Consider the following 20015-nt stretch of genomic DNA (forward strand, 5'->3'; position numbering starts at 1 on the left):
GCACGCCCTATCTATCTATCGCGCTGCTCGCACGAGCGGCGGCGAAATTCGCGTCACGAAAACGGAGGCTCGGCCATGCAGACGACGCCGGAAATCGATTTTCAAGGCATGGAGGCTTCGCCGCAGGCGCAGGCGCGCATCGCGCGTCAGATCGACGAGCTCGAGACTCGCTTCGGCCGCGTCACCGCTTGCCGCATCGTGGTCAAGGCGCCGAGCGCGCGTCATCACACGGGCGGGCAATATGAGATCAACATACGGCTCGCTCTGCCGGATGGGCGCGAGGCGATCGTCGAGCGCACGCCGCCGCAGGACGAGCGCTATCAGGATTTCGATTTCGCGCTGAACGACGCTTTCAAACGCGCGCGCCGCCGGCTGCAGGATCAGGTGCGTCGCCTCGAGGGTCATGTGAAGCAGCATGCCGAGCCCGCGCTCGGCGTCGTGCGCCGGCTGATGCGCGAGGACGGCTATGGATTCCTAGAAGGCGAGGATGGGCAGGAACTCTATTTTCACCGTAATAGCGTCGAAGGCGCGGGTTTCGATGCGCTCGAGCGCGGCGATCGTGTGCGCTATGTGCCTGAAGACGCCGAGGATGGCCCTCAGGCCAGCGCGGTGCGGCCGCTCGGCGAGCGGGCGCCTTCGTGAGCGGCCTCTCGCATCGCGGCGGCTCCCGACTATATCGATGGCGTCGCGCATCCGCGCCGGAGCTGGATCGCCATGCCGTTTCGAGACCGTGACGACGCAGGTCGCCGCCTCGCCGATGCGCTCGCCGCGCATGCCGGCCAAGCTTGTGTCGTCTATGCATTGCCGCGCGGCGGCGTTCCCGTCGCCGCGCATATCGCCGAGAGGCTGAAGGCGCCTCTCGATCTCGTGCTGGTGCGCAAGATCGGCGTTCCCTATCAGCCGGAGCTGGCCATGGGCGCGATCGCCAATGGCGGCGCGCCGATCATTGTGCGCAATGAGGATGTGATCGATGCGGCGGAGGTGACGGAGTCCGTTTTCGATTCCGTCTGTGCGCGCGAGCGGGCGGAGCTAGAGAGACGACGCGGGGCCTATCTGCGCGGCAGGACGCGGCCCGATGTCGGCGGCAAGCTCGCTGTCGTCGTCGATGACGGCGTCGCGACCGGCGCGACGACGCGCGCGGCGCTGCGCGCGGTTCGTGCGCTGCATCCGCGCAAGCTCATTCTCGCTATTCCCGTCGCGCCCACCGATGCGCTCGCAGCGCTTCGCCACGAGGCCGATGAGATCGTCTGCCTCGAGGATTATCGGAGCTTCGGCGCGATCGGCTTCTTCTACGAGAATTTTCGCCAGATCGAGGATGCGGAGGTGATCGAGATTCTCGATCGCTTCTCGCCGCTCGCGTGATCGGAGAGCATGATGCGCGTCGGCGCGCCCAAGGAAATCAAGGACAATGAGTTTCGCGTCGCGCTGACGCCGGCCGGAGTCTACGAGCTCGTGCAGCGCGGGCATTTCGTCATGGTGGAGAGCGGCGCCGGCGTCGGCGCGGGGATTTCGGACGGCGATTTTCAGACGGCGGGCGCCGCGCTGGTGGAAGGGCCGGAAGCGATCTTCGCCTCCGCCGATCTCATCGTGAAGGTGAAGGAGCCGCTCGCGCAGGAGCGCGCGCGATTGCGGCCGGGGCAGCTGCTGTTCGCCTATCTGCATCTCGCCGCCGATCGTGCGCTGGCGCTCGATCTCATGCGCTCCGGCGCGATCTGCATCGCTTACGAGACCGTGACTTCGCCCTTCGGCGGTCTGCCGCTGCTGACGCCCATGTCGGAGATCGCTGGGCGGCTCGCGCCGCAGGCGGGCGCGCGCTGTCTCGAGAAATCCATGGGCGGGCGCGGCGTTCTGCTCGCTGGCGCGCCGGGGGCGCCGCCGGCCGAGGTGATGATTCTCGGCGCCGGGACAGTCGGAACGCAGGCGACGATGATCGCGCTCGGCATGGGCGCGAGCGTCATCGTCGCCGATCGCGGCGCCGAGCCGCTGCGGCGCCTCTCCGCGCGCTTCGGCAATGCGCCGCGCACCATTTTCTCGACGCCGACGGCGATAGCGGAGCTGGTGCGGCGCGCCGATCTCGTCATAGGCGCGGCGCTGGTTCCGGGCGCGGCGGCGCCCAAGCTCGTCAGCCGCGGCATGGTCGCGGGCATGAAGGCGGGCGCGGTCATCGTCGATGTCGCGATCGATCAAGGCGGCTGCTGCGAGACCTCGCGGCCGACGACTCATTCCGATCCCACCTATGTCGTCGATGGCGTCGTGCATTATTGCGTCACCAACATGCCGGGCGCCGTGCCGCGCACCTCCACATTCGCGCTCGCCAGCGCGACCTTGCCTTTCGTGCTGGCGCTCGCCGACAAAGGGCTCGGCGCCTTGCGTGAGGATCCGCATCTTTCCGCCGGCCTCTCAGTGGCCCGCGGCGAGATCGTCAACGCAGCCGTCGCCGCGGCGCTCGGTCTCGCTGTCGCGGCGGCGGAGAAATTCACGACAGGAGCGTAATATGCGGCTGCTATCGTCGGCCTTCGCCCATGGGGAGGAGATACCGCGCAAATACACATGCGACGGCGCCAATGTCTCGCCGCCGCTGCGCTGGAGCGACGCGCCTGCGCAGACGAAGAGCTTCGTGCTGCTCTGCGACGATCCAGACGCGCCGGCCGGCGTCTGGCGCCATTGGGCGGTCTATGATCTATCGCGCGACGCCACGGGATTGCCGGAAGGCGCCGGGCGTCCGGGGCCGCAGCGCGGCTTCTCGCAGGGGATCAATGATTTCGAGGGCTCCGGCTATGGCGGGCCATGTCCGCCGCCGCGCCATGGCGCGCATCGCTATCGTTTCCGGCTGATGGCGCTTTCCACAGCCTCGCTCGCCGTGGCGCGCAAGGAGCCGAGCTGTCTCGAGGTGGAGCGCGCCGCCAATGAGGTCCTGCTCGAGGAGACGGCGCTGGTCGGCGTCTATCAGCGCTGAGCGCCCTCAGTCGGCGCGGCGTTCCGCGGCGGGAGCGGGCTCCTTCTTCTCCTTATTGTCTCCCTTGACCTCGCCGGGCGTGAAAATGCTGCGCACGCGCTGGCCGGGCTTCTCGATCACGGTCGCTTGGCCCGTCGCCGTGTCGTAGGTAAGCTTCTCTCCCCTCACGACTCCATTGTCTTTGGTCAGGGTCACATTGCCGATGAGATAGACCTTGTTCTCGCCGCGCTCATAGCTGCCGTGATCGCCGGTGCCGATCTGATCCTTGGAAACGAGCGTCACCGGGCCTTCCGCGTCTATGTGGCGAACGCGGTCGCTGCCGCCGTTGCTCTCCTGGCCCGGCTGCGCCTTGTCGAGGAAGATGATGAGGCGCGAGGCCTTCAGCGTGGAGGGGCCGTTCACGACGATGACGCCGCCCGAATAGACGAGCTTCTGCTCCTTGTCGAAATAGTCGAGCTTGCCCGCGTCTATGTCGACCGGGTCCTTGGCGCTGGCGCCGGGGAGAATGCCGCTGGAGCGGCCTTTGGCGGCGAGCGGCGCGGCGGTCATAAGCGCGGCCGTGAAGACGGGAATGGTCAGGAAAGCAATGATTTTCGTCGTGATCATTTTCATCGTGATCATTTTCATGGAGACGATCCTTCCGCCGCGCCAGCGTCGTCGTCGTCGCCGGGCAGCGTCGTATGCACTGCGCCGGAGAATGTCGCGCGGCGCTCGTTCTGCGAGAATTCGACCGATTGCGACGTCACCACCGATCTGTCCAGCGTCAGCCTGGTCGGATGGTCGGAGGTGACGATATTGCCGCGAAAATCGATGATGGCCGCTTCGGTGCGCAAATCATAATGCTTGCCGTCGAAGACGCGGGCGCCGCGGGAGAGATCGGCGCGGTCGTTCTTGGCGTCATAGAGGCCATGTTCCGCCGTCAGCACGACATTCGATTCATTGTCGCTCTGAATATGCACCTCGAGCTGCTCCAGCTCGAACACATCGGGCTTGGCGATATCCTGAATGCCGGTGCGGGCGCGTAGCTCATAGGGGCGGCCATCCTTGCGATAGCCGACGAGCTTGGGGCTCTCTATGGTGATGCGCGTGCCCTGCATGGCGATGCGGGAGAAGCGCAGATCCGCCGGCAGAAAGCGCAGCGAATGAAGCGCCACGCCCACGGCCACGGCGGCGACGATCGCGCCGCTGCCCCACAGCAGCCAGCGTCGCAGCCGGGCGACGCGCTGGGAATGGCGCCGCGCCTGCGGAATGGCGTCGCGGCGCGGCGCGACGATGGAGGCGAGCCGATCGCGTCTGTCGCTCGGCGGCGAGGCGTCGTTCATTCTGATTCTGCCCGCCAATTCTGCTCGTCATCCTTGTTCTAGCGTCATTCCGGTTCAGATCGAGCCGGAGCGAATCTAGATCACCTTGTTCGGTCGTGTTTTCTTCACGCGAACCGGTTCCCATTTCGCTCGAAAACACTCTAGCGCCGCCGCGAGATAACGCCGGCCGCATGGCGAATTCGAGGCGTCATTCATGCGAGAAAATATCGGTCTCCGGCCAGCCAGCGAGATCGAGCCGCGCGCGCGTCGGCAGAAACTCGAAGCAGGGAGCCGCGAGATCGGCGCGGCCCTCGCGCGCCAGCATGGCGTCGAGCTTCTCGCGCAGCGCGTGGAGATAGAGCACGTCCGAGGCCGCATAGGCGAGCTGCGCGTCCGAGAGTGTCGCCGCGCCCCAGTCGGAGGATTGCTGCTGCTTGGAGATTTCCACGCCGAGCAATTCGCGCACGAGATCCTTCAGCCCATGGCGATCCGTGTAGGTGCGGATGAGCTTGGAGGCGATCTTGGTGCAATAGACGGGCTCCGCCATCACGCCGAAGGTCTTCGCCAGAATGGCGATGTCGAAGCGCGCGAAATGGAAGAGCTTCAGCACCTTCGGATCGGCGAGCATGCGCGTCAGATTGGGCGCCGCGGTCTGGCCCGGCGCGATGCGCACGAGATCGGCGTCGCCATTGCCGCCGGAGAGCTGGACGAGGCAGAGCCGGTCGCGATGCGGATTGAGGCCGAGCGTTTCCGTGTCGATGGCGACGACGGGGCCGAGATCGGCGCCGTCCGGCAGGTCGCCCGTATGCAGGCGGATGGTCATGGGCTTTTGATTCGCTTTCTCGAGGGAGAGCGATCTTTAGCCGATTTCCGGGGGCTTTGTCGAAGCGGGGCTCGGAACCGCTATGGCGTGTTCCAATAGCCGAAGGGCCGCTTCGACAATTCAGAGTTGAAATAGCGCGGATCGCCCGAGACCTCGCGGCCGAGCCAGCCCGGACGGTCGAAGCTCTCCTCCTCGGAGCCGAGCTCGATCTCGGCGATAATCAGCCCGTCATTCTCGCCCAGGAACACGTCGACGGTCCAGAAATGGCCGCCGAACACCTCCTCATAGCGCGTCTTCTCGATCAGCGGCCGCTCGCACAGGCGATCGAGCATGATCTGCGCATCCTCGACGGGAATGGGATATTCGAACTCCGAGCGGGTGACGTTGGAGGTTCGGCCCTTGATCGTCAGAAAGGCGGCGCCGCCGGCGATGCGCACGCGCACCACGCGATCCTCGGCGCGCGAGAGATAGCCCTGGCGAAAGGCCACGCCGTCGTTGCGCGGCCGCCACAGCTCACGCGTGACCAGAAACTTCCGCTCGATCTCCACGCCCATTCCTTCCTCCTCCTGCTCAGATCGCCAGAGCGGCGGCGCGCTCGACGCCTTTGGGAAAATTAACATTGAGCCGCGGATCGGCGTCGAGCGCGTCGAGCGCCTCGGCGAGGCGGCGCTCGTCCTCGCTCTCCAGAGCGACGCTCTCCATTGGCGCGGGGCCGATCTGCAGCCGAACGAATTCCGCCGCGCAGCCGCGAAAGGAGAAGCGCAGCCGCGACTTTCGCACCGCGACGCCGCGCAGCGCGGGGCAGGGCGCGACGATCTCCGCAAGAAAACGCGCCTCGTCATAGGCGGCGCGATCGAGCCGGCTCAGCGGCAGCGCCAGGGCCGCGGCGGCGGCGGCGAGACGCTCCGCCGTCACCGGAAAGGGCGCCCGAAAGGCGGGCTCCCATAATTCCAGCCCATCATCGACGCGCAGCAGACGCTTCACCTCCAGCGCTTCGTCGCGGATCTTCGCGGAGTGCGGCGTCAGCGCGTTCAGCAGATAGATCTCGTCGCTGCGGCGCGGCAGGCTCGTTGGCGAGCCGAGCTTGGCCTCCAGCGCCGCGAGATCGGCGCCGAAGATGCGCCATTCCCAACGTGGCGTCGCATTCGGCTGGAGCGCGTCCATGGGACCTCTCACTCTCACGGCGAGCGCCGCTGGCATGCAGCCTACCGAGGCTTGCAATCGGCGTCGTGACGAAAGACGCATCGACACGACATTTAGCGCGGCGGCGGCCGGAGAGGATGGCGCGATCGTTCGCCGTTCAGAAACACGGCGAATAAGATGGCGCAACATCGGCGTCCGAGATAGAGCACAGTTGTGGCTCGGCCCGATTCGTGGATCACTCGCGAAGCATGAACGACATCACGCCGGATTCGGCTTTTCGACAGGCGCGCGCGCGCCATGAGGCGGGAGAGATCGACGAGGCCGCGGCGCTCTATCGCGGCGTTCTCGATTGCTGGCCGGAGCATGCCGACAGCCTGCATCTTCTCGGCCTGCTCGAGGCGGAGCGCGGCGCGCCGGAGACGGGCCTCGCGCTGATCGCCAAGGCGATGGCCATCGCGCCCGGACAGGCGATCCATCACAACAGCCGCGCGCTCGCTCTGCGCGCGCTGGGGCGGCTCGAGGAGGCGGTCGAGGATTATCGCGCCGCCGTCGCGCTGCGGCCCGGCTCCGGCGCGCTGCATTGCAATCTCGCCAGCGCGCTGATGGATCTCGGCCATGGCGCCGCCGCCGCCGCCCATTACGCCGAGGCCGCGCAATGCGCGCCGGATCAGCCGGCGATCTGGTACAATCTCGCCAATGCGCTGGCCGAGATCGGCCCCGCCGCACAGGCGGAGGCGGCCTTTCTGCGCGCCATAGAGCTCGAGCCGCGGCTCGTCGAGGCGCAGGGCAATTTCGGCCGCTGGCTGATGCGGCGCGGCCGCTGGAGCGAGGCCGCCGCGCGTCTCACCATCGCCGTGCGTCTCGCGCCCGGCGACGCCAATTATTGGAACAATCTCGCCGTCGTGCTGCAAGAGCTCGGCCGCCACGCCGAGGCGATCGTCTGCTATGAGAGCGCGCTGGCGCTGAAGCCCGATCTCTCCGACGCGCATTATAATCTCGGCTGCCTGCTGCATCTCGAGGGACGCACCGATGACGCGGTGGCGCGCCATCGCGCGGCCATCGCGGCCGATCCCGGCCAGGGCGGCGCGCGCATCGCGCTCTGCATGGCGGAGCTGCCGATCCTCTATGACACGCAGGAGGAGATCGCCATTCGCCGCGCGCGCTATGCGCAGGCGCTCGCAGCGCTCGCCGCTTCCGCGCAGGATGCGGAGATCGCCGCCGCGCTCGCGCCGGCGATCTCCGCGACGCAGCCCTTCTTCCTTCCCTATCAGGGCGAGGACGATCGCCAATTGCAGACGCTTTATGGCGAATTCGCCTGCCGCACTCTCGCGCAGGCGCATCCCGCCGCGCCGCTCGCGCCGCCGCCGGCGGCGAGCGAGCGCATACGCGTTGGAATCGTCAGCGGCTTCTTCTGCCGCCATACCGTGTTCCGTCTTTTTCTCGAGAGCTGGATCGAGAAGCTCGATCGCGCGCGTTTCGAGATCATCGGCTTCCATACGGGCAAGATCGAGGACGCCGAGACGATTCGCGCCGCGCAGGCCTGCGACCAATTTCCGCGCGAGCCTTCGACGCCGGAAGGTTGGCGCGAGGCCATTGTCGCCGCGGCGCCGCATGTTCTGCTCTATCCAGAGATCGGCATGGATCCCGTGTCCGGCTGGCTCGCGGCGCAGCGTCTCGCGCCCGTGCAATGCATGGCCTGGGGCCAGCCAGAGACGAGCGGCATGCCGACGATCGACCATTTTCTGTCGAGCGAGCTGATGGAGCCCGAAGGCGCCGAGCGCTTCTATACCGAGCGTCTCGCGCTTCTGCCCAATCTCGGCCTGCATTACACAGCGGAGACGCTCGCGCTGCAAAAGCTCGATCGCTCGCTCTTCGACGCCGAGCCGCACGCGCCGATCTTCTTCTCGGGACAAGCGCTCTACAAATATCTGCCCTGCTATGATTCCGTCTTTCCGCGCATCGCCGCGACGATCGGGCCGTGCAAATTCCTCTTCATCGCCTTCGCCAAGAGCGAGGAGGTGACTGCTGTCTTCCGCGCGCGGATGCAGCGCGTCTTCGCCGCCGCGGGACTCTCCGCTGAAGATCATTGCGTGATCCTGCCGCAAATGCCGCAAGAGCTGTTCATCGCCACCGCGGCCGCGTCGGATGTCATTCTCGACACGCCCGGCTGGTCCGGCGGCCGCTCGACGCTCGATCTGCTCGGCGCCGATCGTCCGATCGTGACCTTGCCGGGCGCGTTCATGCGCGGGCGCCATACCGCCGCGATTCTGCGCCGCATCGGCTGCGAGGAGACGATCGCCTCCTCGCTCGATCATTATGTCGAGATCGCCGTGCGGCTGGGGCGCGACCGCGCTTTTCGCGCCGGGCTCGCCGCTCGCGTCGCCGCCGAGAAGCACAGAGCCTTCGAGGATATGGATTATATTCGCGCGCTCGAGGATTTTCTCGAGACGGCCGTGCGCGGCGGTTGAAGGACCGCGCCGGCTACAGCCGATTTCGCCGGCTCAAATCTTCTGGAGCGTTCGCTTTTTGGCGACGACGCCTGTCGGCGCTTCGCGCGGCTGCGCCGGCGAACGGCGACGCGCGGGAGGGGGAGTGAAAACGAAGCTGCGTCCGCCGAGCACGCCGCGATAGGGCGCGCTCGTGTCGTAGCGCATGAGATCGAAGCTGACGTAAGTGTTCGGCACGCCGACCGAAAGCACAGATTCGTCATGGGTGATGATGTCGACCTCGAGCGCCTCGTCCGGTCGATCGGGGTCGAGAAGGTGAATGCGTCCTTTCATCTCATCCTTCTTCTTCGTATCGACGCTCGACAGAAAAATCGATGGTCCAGACGATAGCGGCTGCGCCGAAGCCTTGCGGAATCGGCTGCGCTCTCATCTGGCGTGCTGCAATGACGGCTCTCGGAAATGACGGCCTATCGAAATGTCTTCGCGCTCGTTCCAGCAGCGCCTGAGACCGAAAATACGTGAGTCTCAGAAAAAGTCAACGACGTTGAGTCTGCTGTCCGCATGTCCGATTGACCGCCGCGGGCGGGCGCATATCTTGCCCGCGCACAGGCGGGAGGGATATCGAGATGCAGGCGAAGCCGAAAGAAAGCCGCGGCGGCGAGAAAACGCGCGGGCGTATTCTCGCGGCGGCGCTCGCGCGTTTCGGCTCGGCCTCCTATGAGGACGTCAAGCTTCGCGACATAGCGGCGGATGTCGGCGTGGATGTCGCGCTCGTCCACCGCGCTTTCGGCTCCAAGGAGCAGCTCTATGCGGCGGCGCTGACGGCCTCGCGGGCGAAGGAGCGGCCGGTCGTCTCGGAAGGGCGCAGCCTCAGCGCGCAATATGCCGAGGGCCTGTTCGGCGAGCGCGAGAATGAGACGTTGCAGATCGTCGTGCGCTCCATGACCAATCCGCAAGCGCGCGAGCTGTTGCGTATGCGCAGCGTCCCGGAATTCATCGGCCCTATCGCCGCGACGCTCGAGGGGCCGGCGGCGCTGGAGCGGGCCACTCTCTTCAACGCCTGCCTCTTCGGAATCTCGATATTGCGCCAAGTCCTCGGCGTGGAGACGCTCCAGGACGCCAATGAAGCGACGATGCGTCCTCTGATCGAGCGCCTGCTCGCCGCCTGCCTCGCGCCAGAAGGCGCAGTCGCGGAAGGCGTGGCGGAGACAGTGAGCGTCCCGCCGGCGCTCGAAGCGCGCCGAGCCGAAGCTCGCCCCAAAAAAAAGACGGCGGCAAGAGCGGCGCGAAAACGCCCCGCCGAGCGCAAGTAGCCGCGAGCGAGCCGCGCCGGCCCATCGGCCTGCGACATGCGCGCCGATGGATAAGCTCGCGGCGGCGCCTATATTCCACCAGCGCGACTCGTCTCTCGAGTGCGCGCGGACGCTCGGCTTACCATTAGAGTGTTTTCGAGCGAAGTGGGAACCGGTTCGCGTGAAGAAAACCGGCAGAACAAGGAGATCGAGGGTCATTCCGGTTCGATCTGAACCGGAATCACTCTAGCGACGATGAGGCGCGACTCATGGAGCAGCCCCCGAAGGACAAGGCCTGGTCTTTTCATCTCGCCTATTTTCTGCTGGCGCTGATCGGCGTGCTCATACTGCAGCAGATGTGGACGGTCTATCGTCAGACCGAGGTCGTTCCCTATAGCGAGTTTCAGAACCTCCTGCGCGACAACAAGATCGCCTCGGTCGAGGTCGGCGCCGATGTGATGCGCGCGACGCTCAAGGAGCCGATGAAGGATGGGCGCAAGCAGCTCGTCGCAGTGCGCGTGCCGACCGATGTCGCCGCCGAGCTCGAGGCGGCCAAGGTCAAATATTCCGGAATCGTCGAAAACACCTGGGTCTCGACGCTGCTCTCCTGGGTCGTGCCGATCGCCCTGTTCTTCCTCGTCTGGAGCTTTTTGTCGCGCCGCATGACGCAGGGCTTGGGCTCGGTCATGCAGATCGGACAGAGCCGCGCCAAGATTTTCGTCGAGACGGATGTGAAGGTCGGCTTCGCCGATGTCGCCGGAGTCGACGAGGCCAAAGAGGAATTGCAGGAGATCGTCGCCTTTCTGAAGGACCCCAAGACCTATGGGCGCCTCGGCGCGCGCGTTCCCAAAGGCATTCTTCTCGTCGGCCCGCCCGGCACCGGCAAGACTCTGCTCGCCCGCGCGGTGGCGGGCGAGGCGGGCGTGCCCTTCTTCTCCATCACCGGCTCGGAGTTCGTGGAGATGTTCGTCGGCGTCGGCGCCGCGCGCGTGCGCGATCTGTTCACGCAGGCGCGCGCCTCGGCGCCCTGTATCATCTTCATCGACGAATTGGATGCGCTCGGCCGCGCGCGCGGAATCTCGGGCCTTTCCGGCGGCCATGACGAGAAGGAGCAGACGCTCAATCAATTGCTCGCCGAATTGGACGGATTCGATCCGAGCGCCGGCGTCGTGCTGCTCGCCGCCACCAATCGGCCCGAGGTGCTCGATCCGGCGCTGCTGCGCGCCGGGCGCTTCGATCGGCAGATTTCGGTCGATCGGCCGGACAAGATCGGCCGCGCCGCGATTCTCCAGGTGCATTTGCGCAAGATCAAGCTCGGCGCCGATATCGATCCCGCGCAGATTGCGGCGATGACGCCGGGCTTCACCGGCGCCGATCTCGCCAATCTCGTCAATGAGGCCGCGACATTGGCGACGCGCCGGCGCGCGGTCTCGGTGACGTTGGATGATTTCACTTCCGCGATCGAGCGTGTGATCGCCGGGCCGGAGAAGCGCAATCGCCTGCTGCATCCGCGCGAGCGGCGCATCGTCGCCTATCACGAGATGGGCCATGCGATCGTCGCCATGGCGCTGCCGGATATGGATCCGATCAAGAAGGTCTCGATCATTCCGCGCGGCATGGGCGCGCTCGGCTATACGATGCAAATGCCGACCGAGGACCGCTATCTGATGACGCGCACCGAGCTGATGAATCGCATGACGGTTCTGCTCGGCGGCCGCGCGGCGGAGATGAACGTGTTCCATGAGGCGACCACCGGCGCCGCCGACGATCTGCAACGCGCCACCGAAATGGCCCGCTCCATGGCGACGCGCTATGGCATGGAGCCTGCGGTCGGCCAAGCCTCCTATATCGCCGAGCGGCCGCGCTATCTCGACATCGGCGATCTCGGCCAGCGCTCGCAGGCGAGCGAGGAGACCAGCGCGCGCATCGACCGCGCCGTGCGGGAGCTGGTGAACGACGCTTTCATCCGCGCCACTGGGATTTTGAAAGCCTGCGCGAGCATTCACGAGGAGACGGCGAAGCGGCTGCTCGATAAGGAGACGTTCACAGAGGAGGAGCTGGAGCCGATCCGCGCGGAGGTGGAGGCGAGCCTGAAGGCTCGCGGTCCAGGGAGCGCGCCGAACGCCGAGCCTTCAGGCTCGCATTCCGCGACGAGTGGCGGTTGATAGCTGCGCCGCCCGTCCGCGCGCTTTTTCCCGCATGTGGTCGAGGGGCGACCCGCGACTCGCTTTAAAGATCACAATAGCGAGGAAGAAATACGGGGATATCGGGGATATCGGGGATATTGGGGATATGAAGAATATCGGCGCCGCCAACGCATCGACGGATGGGCGCGTTTCTCCGTAGCCGTGTAGATAGATAGGCGTCACCGAATCCTGAAGGCGCCTCATGCTCACCAACAGTCGCGATATTATCCGCCGCCTGGAGCGTGAAGGCTGGCGACTCGTGCGCATCAATGGATCGCATCATCACTTTGCGAAGGACGGCCGACGCAATCTCGTGACGGTTCCGCATCCTAGGTCCGATATTCCGCTCGGCACGGCGCGGAATATCTATAAGCAGGCTGGCTGGGCAAAGGAGTAATCAGGCCGCCTGTTGCGTCGATCGGGCGCGCGGCGGCGGCAGGGCTATGACGAGAACGGCGTCGGCGAAGCTCTCCGCCCATTCCGGGTCGCTCATTATCTCGGACAAATCGCGGGTCGGCGGGATCGGAAGACCTTCCTCGATCATCCCCTCGGTCCAGCCTTCCAACGCCTCCGTCGCCATGGCGAACAGATCGTCGAGCTCGTCGGCGGCCGAGAAGCAGCCGGGCGCGTCGGGAAAGCTCACGCCATAGGCGCTGTCGCCTTCCTGGTGGATGATGGCGATATAGGGTTTCATGCGACGCTCGTTCTCATAGACGAGCAATCATAGCGCATTTCATTCATATTGCCATGCGGGACGAGGCGAGCGAGACGAGGAGCGGCGCGGCCGACGCCCGACGGCTCCGCGAACGGAGCCGCCGGGCCGGATGGCCTCACCCCAGCGTCTTCTTCAGCTCCGCCAGAATCGCGTCGCCCATCTGGCTCGTCGAGACCGGCTTGTCGGTCGGCCCGGCGATGTCGGCCGTGCGCAGGCCGGCGGCCAGCACGTCGGCGATCGCCTTGTCGATCGCATCGGCGACCGGGGTCAGGCCGAAGGAATAGCGCAGCGCCATCACCAAAGAGCCGATCATGGCGATCGGATTGGCGAGCGCCTTGCCGGCGATATCCGGCGCGGAGCCGTGGCAGGGCTCATAGAGCGCCTTGCGCTTGCCGGTCGCCGCGTCTTCCCCGCCGAGCGAGGCGGAGGGCAGCATGCCGAGCGAGCCGGTCAGCATGGAGGCGACGTCCGACAAAAGATCGCCGAAGAGATTGTCGGTGACGATGACGTCGAACTGCTTGGGCCGGCGCACCAGCTGCATGCCCAGCGCATCGGCGAGCATATGCTCGAGCTGCACATCGGCATATTCGCGGGCGTGCAGGGCCGTCACCACCTCGCGCCACAAAAGGCCGGACTTCATCACATTGGCCTTCTCGGACGATGTGACCTTGTTGGTGCGCTTGCGGGCGAGCTCGAAGGCGATGCGGGCGATGCGCTCGATCTCATAGGTCTCATAGACCTGCGTATCGACGCCGCGCTTCTGGCCATTGCCGAGATCGGTGATTTCCTTGGGCTCGCCGAAATAGACGCCGCCGGTCAATTCGCGCACGATCATAATGTCGAGGCCGTCGACGAGATCGGGCTTCAGCGAGGAGGCGTCCACCAGCGCCGGATAGCAGATGGCGGGGCGCAGATTGGCGAAGAGGCCGAGATCCTTGCGCAGCCGCAACAGGCCGGCCTCGGGGCGCACGTCATAGGGAACGCCGTCCCATTTCGGCCCGCCGACGGCGGCCAGCAGCACGGCGTCGGCGCTCTGGGCCATGGCCATGTCGGATTCGCTGATCGCCTGACCGTGGGCGTCATAGGCGGAGCCGCCGACGAGGCCCTTCTCCGTCTCGAAAGAGGCGACGCCGGAGGCGCTCAGAAACGCGATGAGCTTTTCGGCCTCGGCCATGATTTCCGGGCCGATGCCGTCGCCCGGCAGGAGAAGGAGCTTGTAGGCGGCCATGAAATCCTCTCTATCTCTGGTTCTCGGGGTTGCGCCGTCAATAAGGCGCGCGCTGCCGCAAGGCAACATCGCGGAGAAATCCATCGTGATGCGACAATCTGTCCGCGGCGGCCGGCTTGCCGGGATCGCGACGGCCGTGCAGCCTGCGTTCCGAGCCCCATAAGGAGCCCCGCTTCGCGCCCGTCCCATTTGGCGGGCGTGAAGGATAAAAACGAAAAGAGGAGACGCGTTTCATGTCGAAATCGAAGATCGTGGCGGCCGCCCTGCTCGCGACCGCGCTCACCGCCGGCCGCGCCGAGGCCTTCTGCCTGTTCTCCTGCGATCCGACCACAGACAACGCCCGCTCGGTTTTCGAGAATCGGCTGAAGCAGAAGTTCGATCCGGACGTCAAGGTGGTCAAATTCGAGGTGTCGCGTTTCTGGCAGCTGGATGTCGAGGGCGCGGGCCATAAGGCCGTCGAATTCTACTTCACCGGCACGGCGGAGTTCCCCAAGGGCGCCAATCTCGATTGCAAGCCGGATGAGGCCGGGGCCGTGAAGGAGGGCTGCTCGGCCAGCAAATATTATTCGACGACTGTCTCCAATCAGGAGATCAAGGGCCGGCAATATATCGAGCCGGGCGCCACGATCGAATTCAAGGACGAGACGCGCTTCGATCAAGCCCCGAGCGGCTGGAAGGGCCAGGACGGCAAGTCCTATTGATCGGGCGATCGGCGCCGCCCCTTCCCTAGGCCCGCGCAATTGGTGTAGAAGGCCCGCGACAAGAACATGCGCGGGCCGCGGGGCGGGCGGAAACCGGGCGTCGGGAGACAGCGGTTCATGCAGCAGGTTATCATCGTCATCCACCTGATGGTGGTGGTCGCTCTCGTCGTTCTGATTCTCTATCAGAAGTCGGAGGGCGGCGCGCTCGGCATCGGCGGCGGCGGCGGCCTGTTCACGGGCCGCGGCCAGGCCAACGCCGTCACCCGCGCCACCGGCATTCTCGGCGCCATCTTCTTTCTGACGAGCATCGTGCTCACTGTTCTCCCGGCCTGGGAGCGCGGTAGCGAGGGGGTCGATCCCGGCAAGCTGGAGCTCAAGGAGATCCCGCCGGCCGGCGCGCCGGCGACGGGCGCCTCGACGCCGGCTCCGACGGACAAGAAAGAAAGCATCTTCGACCAGCTGCAGCGCGTCCAGCAGCAGCGCCAGGGCGCGACGCCGCCGGCGGCCGAGCCGCCTGCTGCCGCCGCTCCGGCGACGGAAGGCGCGAAGGAGCCCGAGGCGAAAGCCCCCGAGGGCGCAGACGCAGACAAGGCTCCGGCCGAGCAGAAGTGAGGCGCGGGCGGCTCGCGAGGGCCGCCCTTCGCAGCTTCGGCCAGCGAACGGCCGGTGGAATTCCGCCGGCCGACGAAAAAAGTCTTTTCCGAATCGATCCAGAGGCGATAAGCGTAAGGCCCCATGGCGCGGTACATCTTCATCACCGGCGGCGTGGTCTCCTCACTCGGCAAGGGCTTGGCGTCGGCGGTGCTCGGAGCATTGCTTCAGGCGCGCGGCTACACCGTGAGGCTGCGCAAGCTCGATCCCTATCTCAACGTCGATCCTGGCACGATGAGTCCGTACCAGCACGGCGAGGTCTTCGTGACCGACGACGGCGCCGAGACCGATCTCGATCTCGGCCACTATGAGCGTTTCACCGGACGTCCCGCTTGTCGCCAAGACAATGTGACGACCGGGCGCATCTATCAGGACATTATCGCCAAGGAGCGGCGCGGCGACTATCTCGGCGCGACGATCCAGGTGATTCCTCATGTCACCAACGCCATCAAGGAATTTGCCCTCGAGGGCAATGACCACGTCGATTTCGTCCTGATCGAGATCGGCGGCACGGTGGGCGACATAGAGGGCCAGCCTTTCTTCGAGGCGATCCGCCAGCTCGGCAATGAGCTGCCGGAGAAGCATTGCATCTATATCCATCTGACGCTGCTGCCCTTCATCCCCAGCGCCGGCGAGCTGAAGACCAAGCCGACGCAGCATTCGGTGAAGGAGCTGCGCTCGATCGGCATTCAGCCGGATATTCTGCTCTGCCGCACCGATCGCGAGATCCCGCGCGAGGAGCGCCGCAAGCTCGGCCTCTTCTGCAATGTCCGCGAGAATGCGGTGATCGAGGCGCGCGACGCCGCCCATATCTATGACGTGCCGCGCGCCTATCACGCGGCAGGGCTCGACGCGCAGGTGCTCGCCGCCTTCGGCATAGACCCCGCGCCCAAGCCGGATATGAGCCGCTGGAATGCGGTGACGCAGCGCGTGAACAATCCCGAGGGCGAGGTCACGATCGCCGTCGTCGGCAAATATACCGGCATGAAGGACGCCTATAAGAGCCTCATCGAGGCTCTGGCGCATGGCGGCATCGCCAATCGCGTGAAGGTCAATCTCGACTGGATCGAATCGGAGGTGTTCGAGAGCTCCGATCCGGCCGCCCATCTCGAGCATGTGAACGGCATTCTCGTGCCGGGCGGCTTCGGCCAGCGCGGCGCGGAGGGCAAGATTCTCGCGGCCCGCTTCGCCCGCGAGCGCGGCGTTCCCTATTTCGGCATTTGCTTCGGCATGCAGATGGCGGTCATAGAGGCGGCGCGCGCCCTCGCCGGCATAGACAAGGCCAATTCGACCGAATTCGGCCCCTGCGAGGAGCCCGTCGTCGGCCTGATGACCGAGTGGCTGCGCGGCAATGCGCTGGAGCAGCGCTCCGCGAGCGGCGATCTCGGCGGCACGATGCGCCTCGGCGCCTATCCCGCCCATCTGAAGCCCGGCTCGCGCATCGCCGCCATCTACGGCCGCTGCGATATATCGGAGCGCCATCGCCACCGCTATGAGGTGAACGACGCCTATCGCGAGCGGCTGGAGGCGCATGGCCTCTCCTTCGCCGGCTCCTCGCCGGATGGCGTGCTGCCGGAGACGGTCGAAATTCCCGACCATCCCTGGTTCATCGGGGTGCAATATCACCCGGAGCTGAAGTCCCGCCCCTTCGAGCCGCATCCGCTCTTCGCCAGCTTCATCGAGGCGGCGAAGGCGCAGAGCCGGCTGGTCTGACAAAGCATAGGCGCGAGCGAGCCTGAAGGCTCGCGGTCCAAAGCGCATCCTGGACCGCGAGCCGTCAGGCTCGCTCGCGCTCGGAGTTACTCCGCTCGCTCGAGGCTCCGAGCGATCGTCGGCGCCGCGGCTTCGCCGGCGCGCCAAGCCGCGCGCGCCGCGAGGAAGGCCGCCGTCAGAAATCCCACCGTCGTCAGAGTGAAGCTCACGCCCGCAATCAGGGGAAAATGCGGCTCGACCGGCGGCAGCGTCGCCGGATCGATCTTCGGCGTCAGCGCGCGCAGCGCGAAGGACAGCGGATTGTTGAAGGTTCCGAAGCAGATAGAGACGATCATCCAGATCGGCGGCCGTAGGGCGTATTGGCGGAACAGCAGCGCGAAGACAAAGACGAACTGCGCCATCATCAGATAATCGATATGGGCGCGGATGAGATCGTCGCGCCGGGGAATGGCCTGGGCGAGCGCGCTGTCCGGGTAGAACAGAGTGACGCCCAAGATCCAGGCGATGGCGAGCGCCATGCCCAGCAGCAGCGTCGCAAAGGCGAGCAGAAAGGCGTTGCGCGACGGCAGGCGCGCCGCGATCGATCGCTGTCTCATCGTAAATCTCCGAAAACCCCGACAGGGGAGAGGGGCGATCCTGCCTGCTCGCCGCCTCTCGTCCTAGGGCGCCCGGACCCGCGTCGCCCGGGCATTTTGCCCGATCTTCCCGAGGTAAAGCAGAGCGGCGGCCGGATCGCATTGGCGGTCAAGGCGATTCCTGCTTTACTCGGCGATGCTGGGAGAAAGCCGGAGCGAAGCCCGATGCAATTGATCATTCGCCTCATCATGCGACTCGTCGCCATTGTGGGCTTTTGCCTGGCGCTCGCCATCGGCTGGGTGATGGACGACGCCAATCGCTCCATTCGCGCGGAAACGCGAGGCTCTGCCGAGCGCGTCGCCCATGAGCTCGAGCATCTCTTCTGGCGCGAGATTCTCTGGCGCGGCTCCATGCGGCGCGACAACATATTGCCCATTCCCAATTGGGAATCGCTGGCGACTTTGAAGCTGGTCTCCCCCGGCGTCTGCATCACTTTCGCGCCGGGGACGGAGGAGCCGCGCGTTCTGTGCAGCCAGATGGATGGCGTCGGCGTCGAGGCGCCGCAATGGTTCACCCGCGCTTTCGATCTTCTGTTCGGCGCGCCGGCGCCGGTGTCGCGGCCGCTCACCGTGCGCCAGCCGGAGACGGGCGCCGTGGTGGCGCGCGCCGATCAGGGCGCCGCCGTGCGGCAGGCCTGGCGCGAAATCTCCATCGTCGCCGGCGTCGCCGCATCCATGGCGGTCGGCGTCTGCCTGCTGGCGGCGCTCGCCATCTTCCACGCGCTGGCGCCGACGCAGATCATCGTCGATGGGCTGCGCCGGCTCGAGAATGGCAATTACCGCCATCGCATCAAATCCTTCACCAGCGGCGAGTTCGGCCTCATCGCCCGCGCCGTCAACGACCTCGCCGAGCGATTGGCGCAAACGACGGCGGAGCGGGTCGCGCTGACCAAGCGGCTGTTCGAGGTGCAGGAGGAGGAGCGCCGCGCTCTGGCGCGCGATCTCCATGACGAGTTCGGCCAATGCCTGACGGCGACCAGCGCCTTCGCTGCGGCGATAGAGGCGGGGGCGTCCGACCGGCCCGATCTCGCGGCCGACGCGCGCTCCATCGGCAAGGTGGCGCGGCGCATGACGATGACCCTGCGCGAGGCGCTGGCGCGGCTGCGCTCGCAGGATCTCGACGAGCTGGGCCTCGAGGCCTGCCTCGTTCAGCTCGTCGCCGGCTGGAACGCGCAGACGGCGCCTCGTGCAGTCGTGCATCTCGATCTGATGGGCGATCTCGCCGGCGTGCCGCCCGCGGTCTCCACCAGCGTCTTCCGCATCGCGCAGGAATGCCTCACCAACGCCATGCGCCACGGCCGGCCGAGCGAGGTTTTTCTCCGCGTGGAGCGGCTCGCCTCCAATGATGGTTTCGTCGCCCTCACCGTGGAGGACGATGGCGAGGGCGATCCAACGCGCATCGACTTTTCCGCCGGCCATGGCCTGCTCGGCATGCGCGAGCGCGTTTCCGCCTTCGGCGGCAGCCTCTCCATCGATCGCGCCGCGCGCGGCGTCTGCGTCGCGGCGCGCATTCCGCTGGCGCCGGCCAATTCCAACGCCGCCGGCGCATTCGGGCGGGCGGCGTGAGCGGCGTCTCGGTGCTGCTCGTCGACGATCATCCGATCGTGCGGGAGGGCTATCGCCGCCTGCTCGAGCGCCAGCCGGGCTTTCGCGTCGTCGGCGAGGCGGACAGCGCCGCCGCGGCCTATCAGGCCTATCGCAAATTCTCGCCCGATGTGGTGGTGATGGATCTCCAGCTCACCGGCGGCGCCGGCGGGCTGGAGGCGGTGCGCCATATAAGGCAATGGGACAAAAGGGCGCGCATTCTCGTCGTCACCATGCATGACGCCGCGGCCTATGCGTTGAAGGCGTTCGAGGCCGGCGCCAGCGGCTTCGTCACAAAGGGCGGCGAGGCGGCGGAACTGGTCCGCGCGGTGGAGACGGTCGCCCATGGCGGCCGCGCGCTCGGCGACGACATAGCGCGGGAGATCGCGGCGGAGCGCCTCGCCGAGGGGCGTTCGCCCATTGACGATCTCGGGCCGCGCGAGACGGAGATTCTCCGCCTCGTCGCCTCCGGCCGCACCACGGACGAGATCGCCGGGGCGCTCAACCTCAGCGCCAAGACGGTGCAGAATTACCACTATCAGATCAAATCCAAGATGGGCGCCCGCACGGATGCGCATCTCGTCTGGCTCGCCATCGGCGCCGGCCTGGTCGGCGGCGAGGGGGCGGTGTGAGAAGATGC

The 20015-nt window shown here is 66.2% G+C and carries 22 protein-coding genes; 13 read left to right on the top strand and 9 right to left on the bottom strand.

What is annotated here, in order from left to right; genetic code table 11:
- Positions 1-75: 75 nt before the first annotated feature.
- The 4 genes from EDE12_RS04045 to EDE12_RS04060 all read left to right on the top strand — a co-directional run bounded on the left by EDE12_RS04045 (position 76) and on the right by EDE12_RS04060 (position 2956).
- Complete coding sequence (locus EDE12_RS04045; RefSeq protein WP_024881422.1) at positions 76-642, top strand: cold shock domain-containing protein; 567 nt, start codon at positions 76-78, stop codon at positions 640-642.
- A gap of 72 nt (positions 643-714) precedes the next feature.
- Positions 715-1362 (top strand): phosphoribosyltransferase family protein, encoded by a 648-nt coding sequence (locus EDE12_RS04050; RefSeq protein ID WP_024881421.1) that lies wholly within the window; start codon positions 715-717, stop codon positions 1360-1362.
- 12 nt (positions 1363-1374) lie between these two features.
- A complete protein-coding gene (ald, locus tag EDE12_RS04055) occupies positions 1375-2493 on the top strand; it encodes an alanine dehydrogenase (protein ID WP_024881420.1) in 1119 nt (372 codons plus the stop codon).
- A gap of 1 nt (position 2494) precedes the next feature.
- Entirely contained in the window at positions 2495-2956 is a 462-nt protein-coding gene (locus EDE12_RS04060) for a YbhB/YbcL family Raf kinase inhibitor-like protein (RefSeq protein WP_024881419.1), read from the top strand.
- 6 nt (positions 2957-2962) lie between these two features.
- Here the strand turns inward: EDE12_RS04060 and EDE12_RS04065 are convergent, their stop codons facing one another.
- From EDE12_RS04065 to EDE12_RS04085, 5 genes are all read right to left on the bottom strand, one after another.
- Positions 2963-3583, bottom strand: coding sequence for an LptA/OstA family protein (locus EDE12_RS04065; protein WP_051592581.1), 621 nt, complete (start codon positions 3581-3583; stop codon positions 2963-2965).
- A complete protein-coding gene (gene lptC / locus EDE12_RS04070; RefSeq protein ID WP_024881417.1) occupies positions 3580-4278 on the bottom strand; it encodes an LPS export ABC transporter periplasmic protein LptC in 699 nt (232 codons plus the stop codon). The genes EDE12_RS04065 and lptC overlap by 4 nt, the downstream gene beginning before the upstream one ends.
- Before the next feature lie 187 nt (positions 4279-4465).
- Positions 4466-5080: a ribonuclease D gene (locus tag EDE12_RS04075; RefSeq protein ID WP_024881416.1), complete on the bottom strand. Its 615-nt coding sequence runs from the start codon at positions 5078-5080 to the stop codon at positions 4466-4468.
- An 80-nt stretch (positions 5081-5160) separates the two neighbouring features.
- On the bottom strand, positions 5161-5634 hold the full coding sequence (locus tag EDE12_RS04080) for a CYTH domain-containing protein (RefSeq protein WP_024881415.1): 474 nt from the start codon (positions 5632-5634) through the stop codon (positions 5161-5163).
- Positions 5635-5650: 16 nt separating this feature from the next.
- On the bottom strand, positions 5651-6244 hold the full coding sequence (locus EDE12_RS04085) for a hypothetical protein (RefSeq protein ID WP_024881414.1): 594 nt from the start codon (positions 6242-6244) through the stop codon (positions 5651-5653).
- Between the two features lie 227 nt (positions 6245-6471).
- On the opposite strand from EDE12_RS04085, the gene EDE12_RS04090 reads away from it, so the two are divergent.
- Positions 6472-8691: a tetratricopeptide repeat protein gene (locus tag EDE12_RS04090; RefSeq protein ID WP_026599604.1), complete on the top strand. Its 2220-nt coding sequence runs from the start codon at positions 6472-6474 to the stop codon at positions 8689-8691.
- Positions 8692-8724: 33 nt separating this feature from the next.
- Here EDE12_RS04090 and EDE12_RS04095 read toward each other — a convergent pair whose 3' ends face one another.
- Entirely contained in the window at positions 8725-9003 is a 279-nt protein-coding gene (locus EDE12_RS04095; protein ID WP_051592580.1) for a hypothetical protein, read from the bottom strand.
- A 293-nt stretch (positions 9004-9296) separates the two neighbouring features.
- Here EDE12_RS04095 and EDE12_RS04100 point away from each other — a divergent pair, with 293 nt between their 5' ends.
- The 3 genes from EDE12_RS04100 (at position 9297) to EDE12_RS04110 (ending at position 12545) form a co-directional block, all read left to right on the top strand.
- Positions 9297-9983 carry a TetR/AcrR family transcriptional regulator gene (locus EDE12_RS04100; RefSeq protein WP_024881411.1) on the top strand — a complete coding sequence of 229 codons (687 nt, stop codon included), beginning with the start codon at positions 9297-9299 and terminating at the stop codon, positions 9981-9983.
- A 248-nt stretch (positions 9984-10231) separates the two neighbouring features.
- Positions 10232-12127 carry an ATP-dependent zinc metalloprotease FtsH gene (gene ftsH, locus EDE12_RS04105; protein WP_026599603.1) on the top strand — a complete coding sequence of 632 codons (1896 nt, stop codon included), beginning with the start codon at positions 10232-10234 and terminating at the stop codon, positions 12125-12127.
- Between the two features lie 223 nt (positions 12128-12350).
- On the top strand, positions 12351-12545 hold the full coding sequence (locus EDE12_RS04110) for a type II toxin-antitoxin system HicA family toxin (protein WP_024881409.1): 195 nt from the start codon (positions 12351-12353) through the stop codon (positions 12543-12545).
- On the opposite strand, the gene EDE12_RS04115 is transcribed toward EDE12_RS04110, so the two are convergent.
- A complete protein-coding gene (locus EDE12_RS04115; protein WP_026599602.1) occupies positions 12546-12842 on the bottom strand; it encodes a type II toxin-antitoxin system HicB family antitoxin in 297 nt (98 codons plus the stop codon).
- Between the two features lie 136 nt (positions 12843-12978).
- Entirely contained in the window at positions 12979-14091 is a 1113-nt protein-coding gene (gene leuB / locus EDE12_RS04120; protein WP_026599601.1) for a 3-isopropylmalate dehydrogenase, read from the bottom strand.
- Positions 14092-14324: 233 nt separating this feature from the next.
- Here leuB and EDE12_RS04125 point away from each other — a divergent pair, with 233 nt between their 5' ends.
- The 3 genes from EDE12_RS04125 to EDE12_RS04135 all read left to right on the top strand — a co-directional run bounded on the left by EDE12_RS04125 (position 14325) and on the right by EDE12_RS04135 (position 17156).
- A complete protein-coding gene (locus EDE12_RS04125) occupies positions 14325-14792 on the top strand; it encodes a hypothetical protein (protein WP_026599600.1) in 468 nt (155 codons plus the stop codon).
- A 117-nt stretch (positions 14793-14909) separates the two neighbouring features.
- A complete protein-coding gene (secG, locus tag EDE12_RS04130) occupies positions 14910-15404 on the top strand; it encodes a preprotein translocase subunit SecG (protein WP_026599599.1) in 495 nt (164 codons plus the stop codon).
- A 123-nt stretch (positions 15405-15527) separates the two neighbouring features.
- Positions 15528-17156, top strand: a complete 1629-nt coding sequence (locus EDE12_RS04135) for a CTP synthase (protein ID WP_026599598.1) — start codon at positions 15528-15530, stop codon at positions 17154-17156.
- An 86-nt stretch (positions 17157-17242) separates the two neighbouring features.
- On the opposite strand, the gene EDE12_RS04140 is transcribed toward EDE12_RS04135, so the two are convergent.
- Positions 17243-17752 (bottom strand): hypothetical protein, encoded by a 510-nt coding sequence (locus EDE12_RS04140; protein WP_026599597.1) that lies wholly within the window; start codon positions 17750-17752, stop codon positions 17243-17245.
- Positions 17753-17956: 204 nt separating this feature from the next.
- Between EDE12_RS04140 and EDE12_RS04145 the strand changes: the two genes are divergently transcribed.
- Both EDE12_RS04145 and EDE12_RS04150 read left to right on the top strand, forming a co-directional pair.
- Positions 17957-19357 (top strand): ATP-binding protein, encoded by a 1401-nt coding sequence (locus EDE12_RS04145; protein ID WP_024881401.1) that lies wholly within the window; start codon positions 17957-17959, stop codon positions 19355-19357.
- Positions 19354-20007 (top strand): response regulator transcription factor, encoded by a 654-nt coding sequence (locus tag EDE12_RS04150; RefSeq protein WP_026599596.1) that lies wholly within the window; start codon positions 19354-19356, stop codon positions 20005-20007. The genes EDE12_RS04145 and EDE12_RS04150 overlap by 4 nt, the downstream gene beginning before the upstream one ends.
- Positions 20008-20015 lie beyond the last annotated feature (8 nt).

Origin of the sequence: Methylosinus sp. sav-2, from assembly GCF_004366495.1 — a bacterium.
In the GTDB taxonomy this organism is placed as follows: Bacteria; Pseudomonadota; Alphaproteobacteria; order Rhizobiales; family Beijerinckiaceae; genus Methylosinus.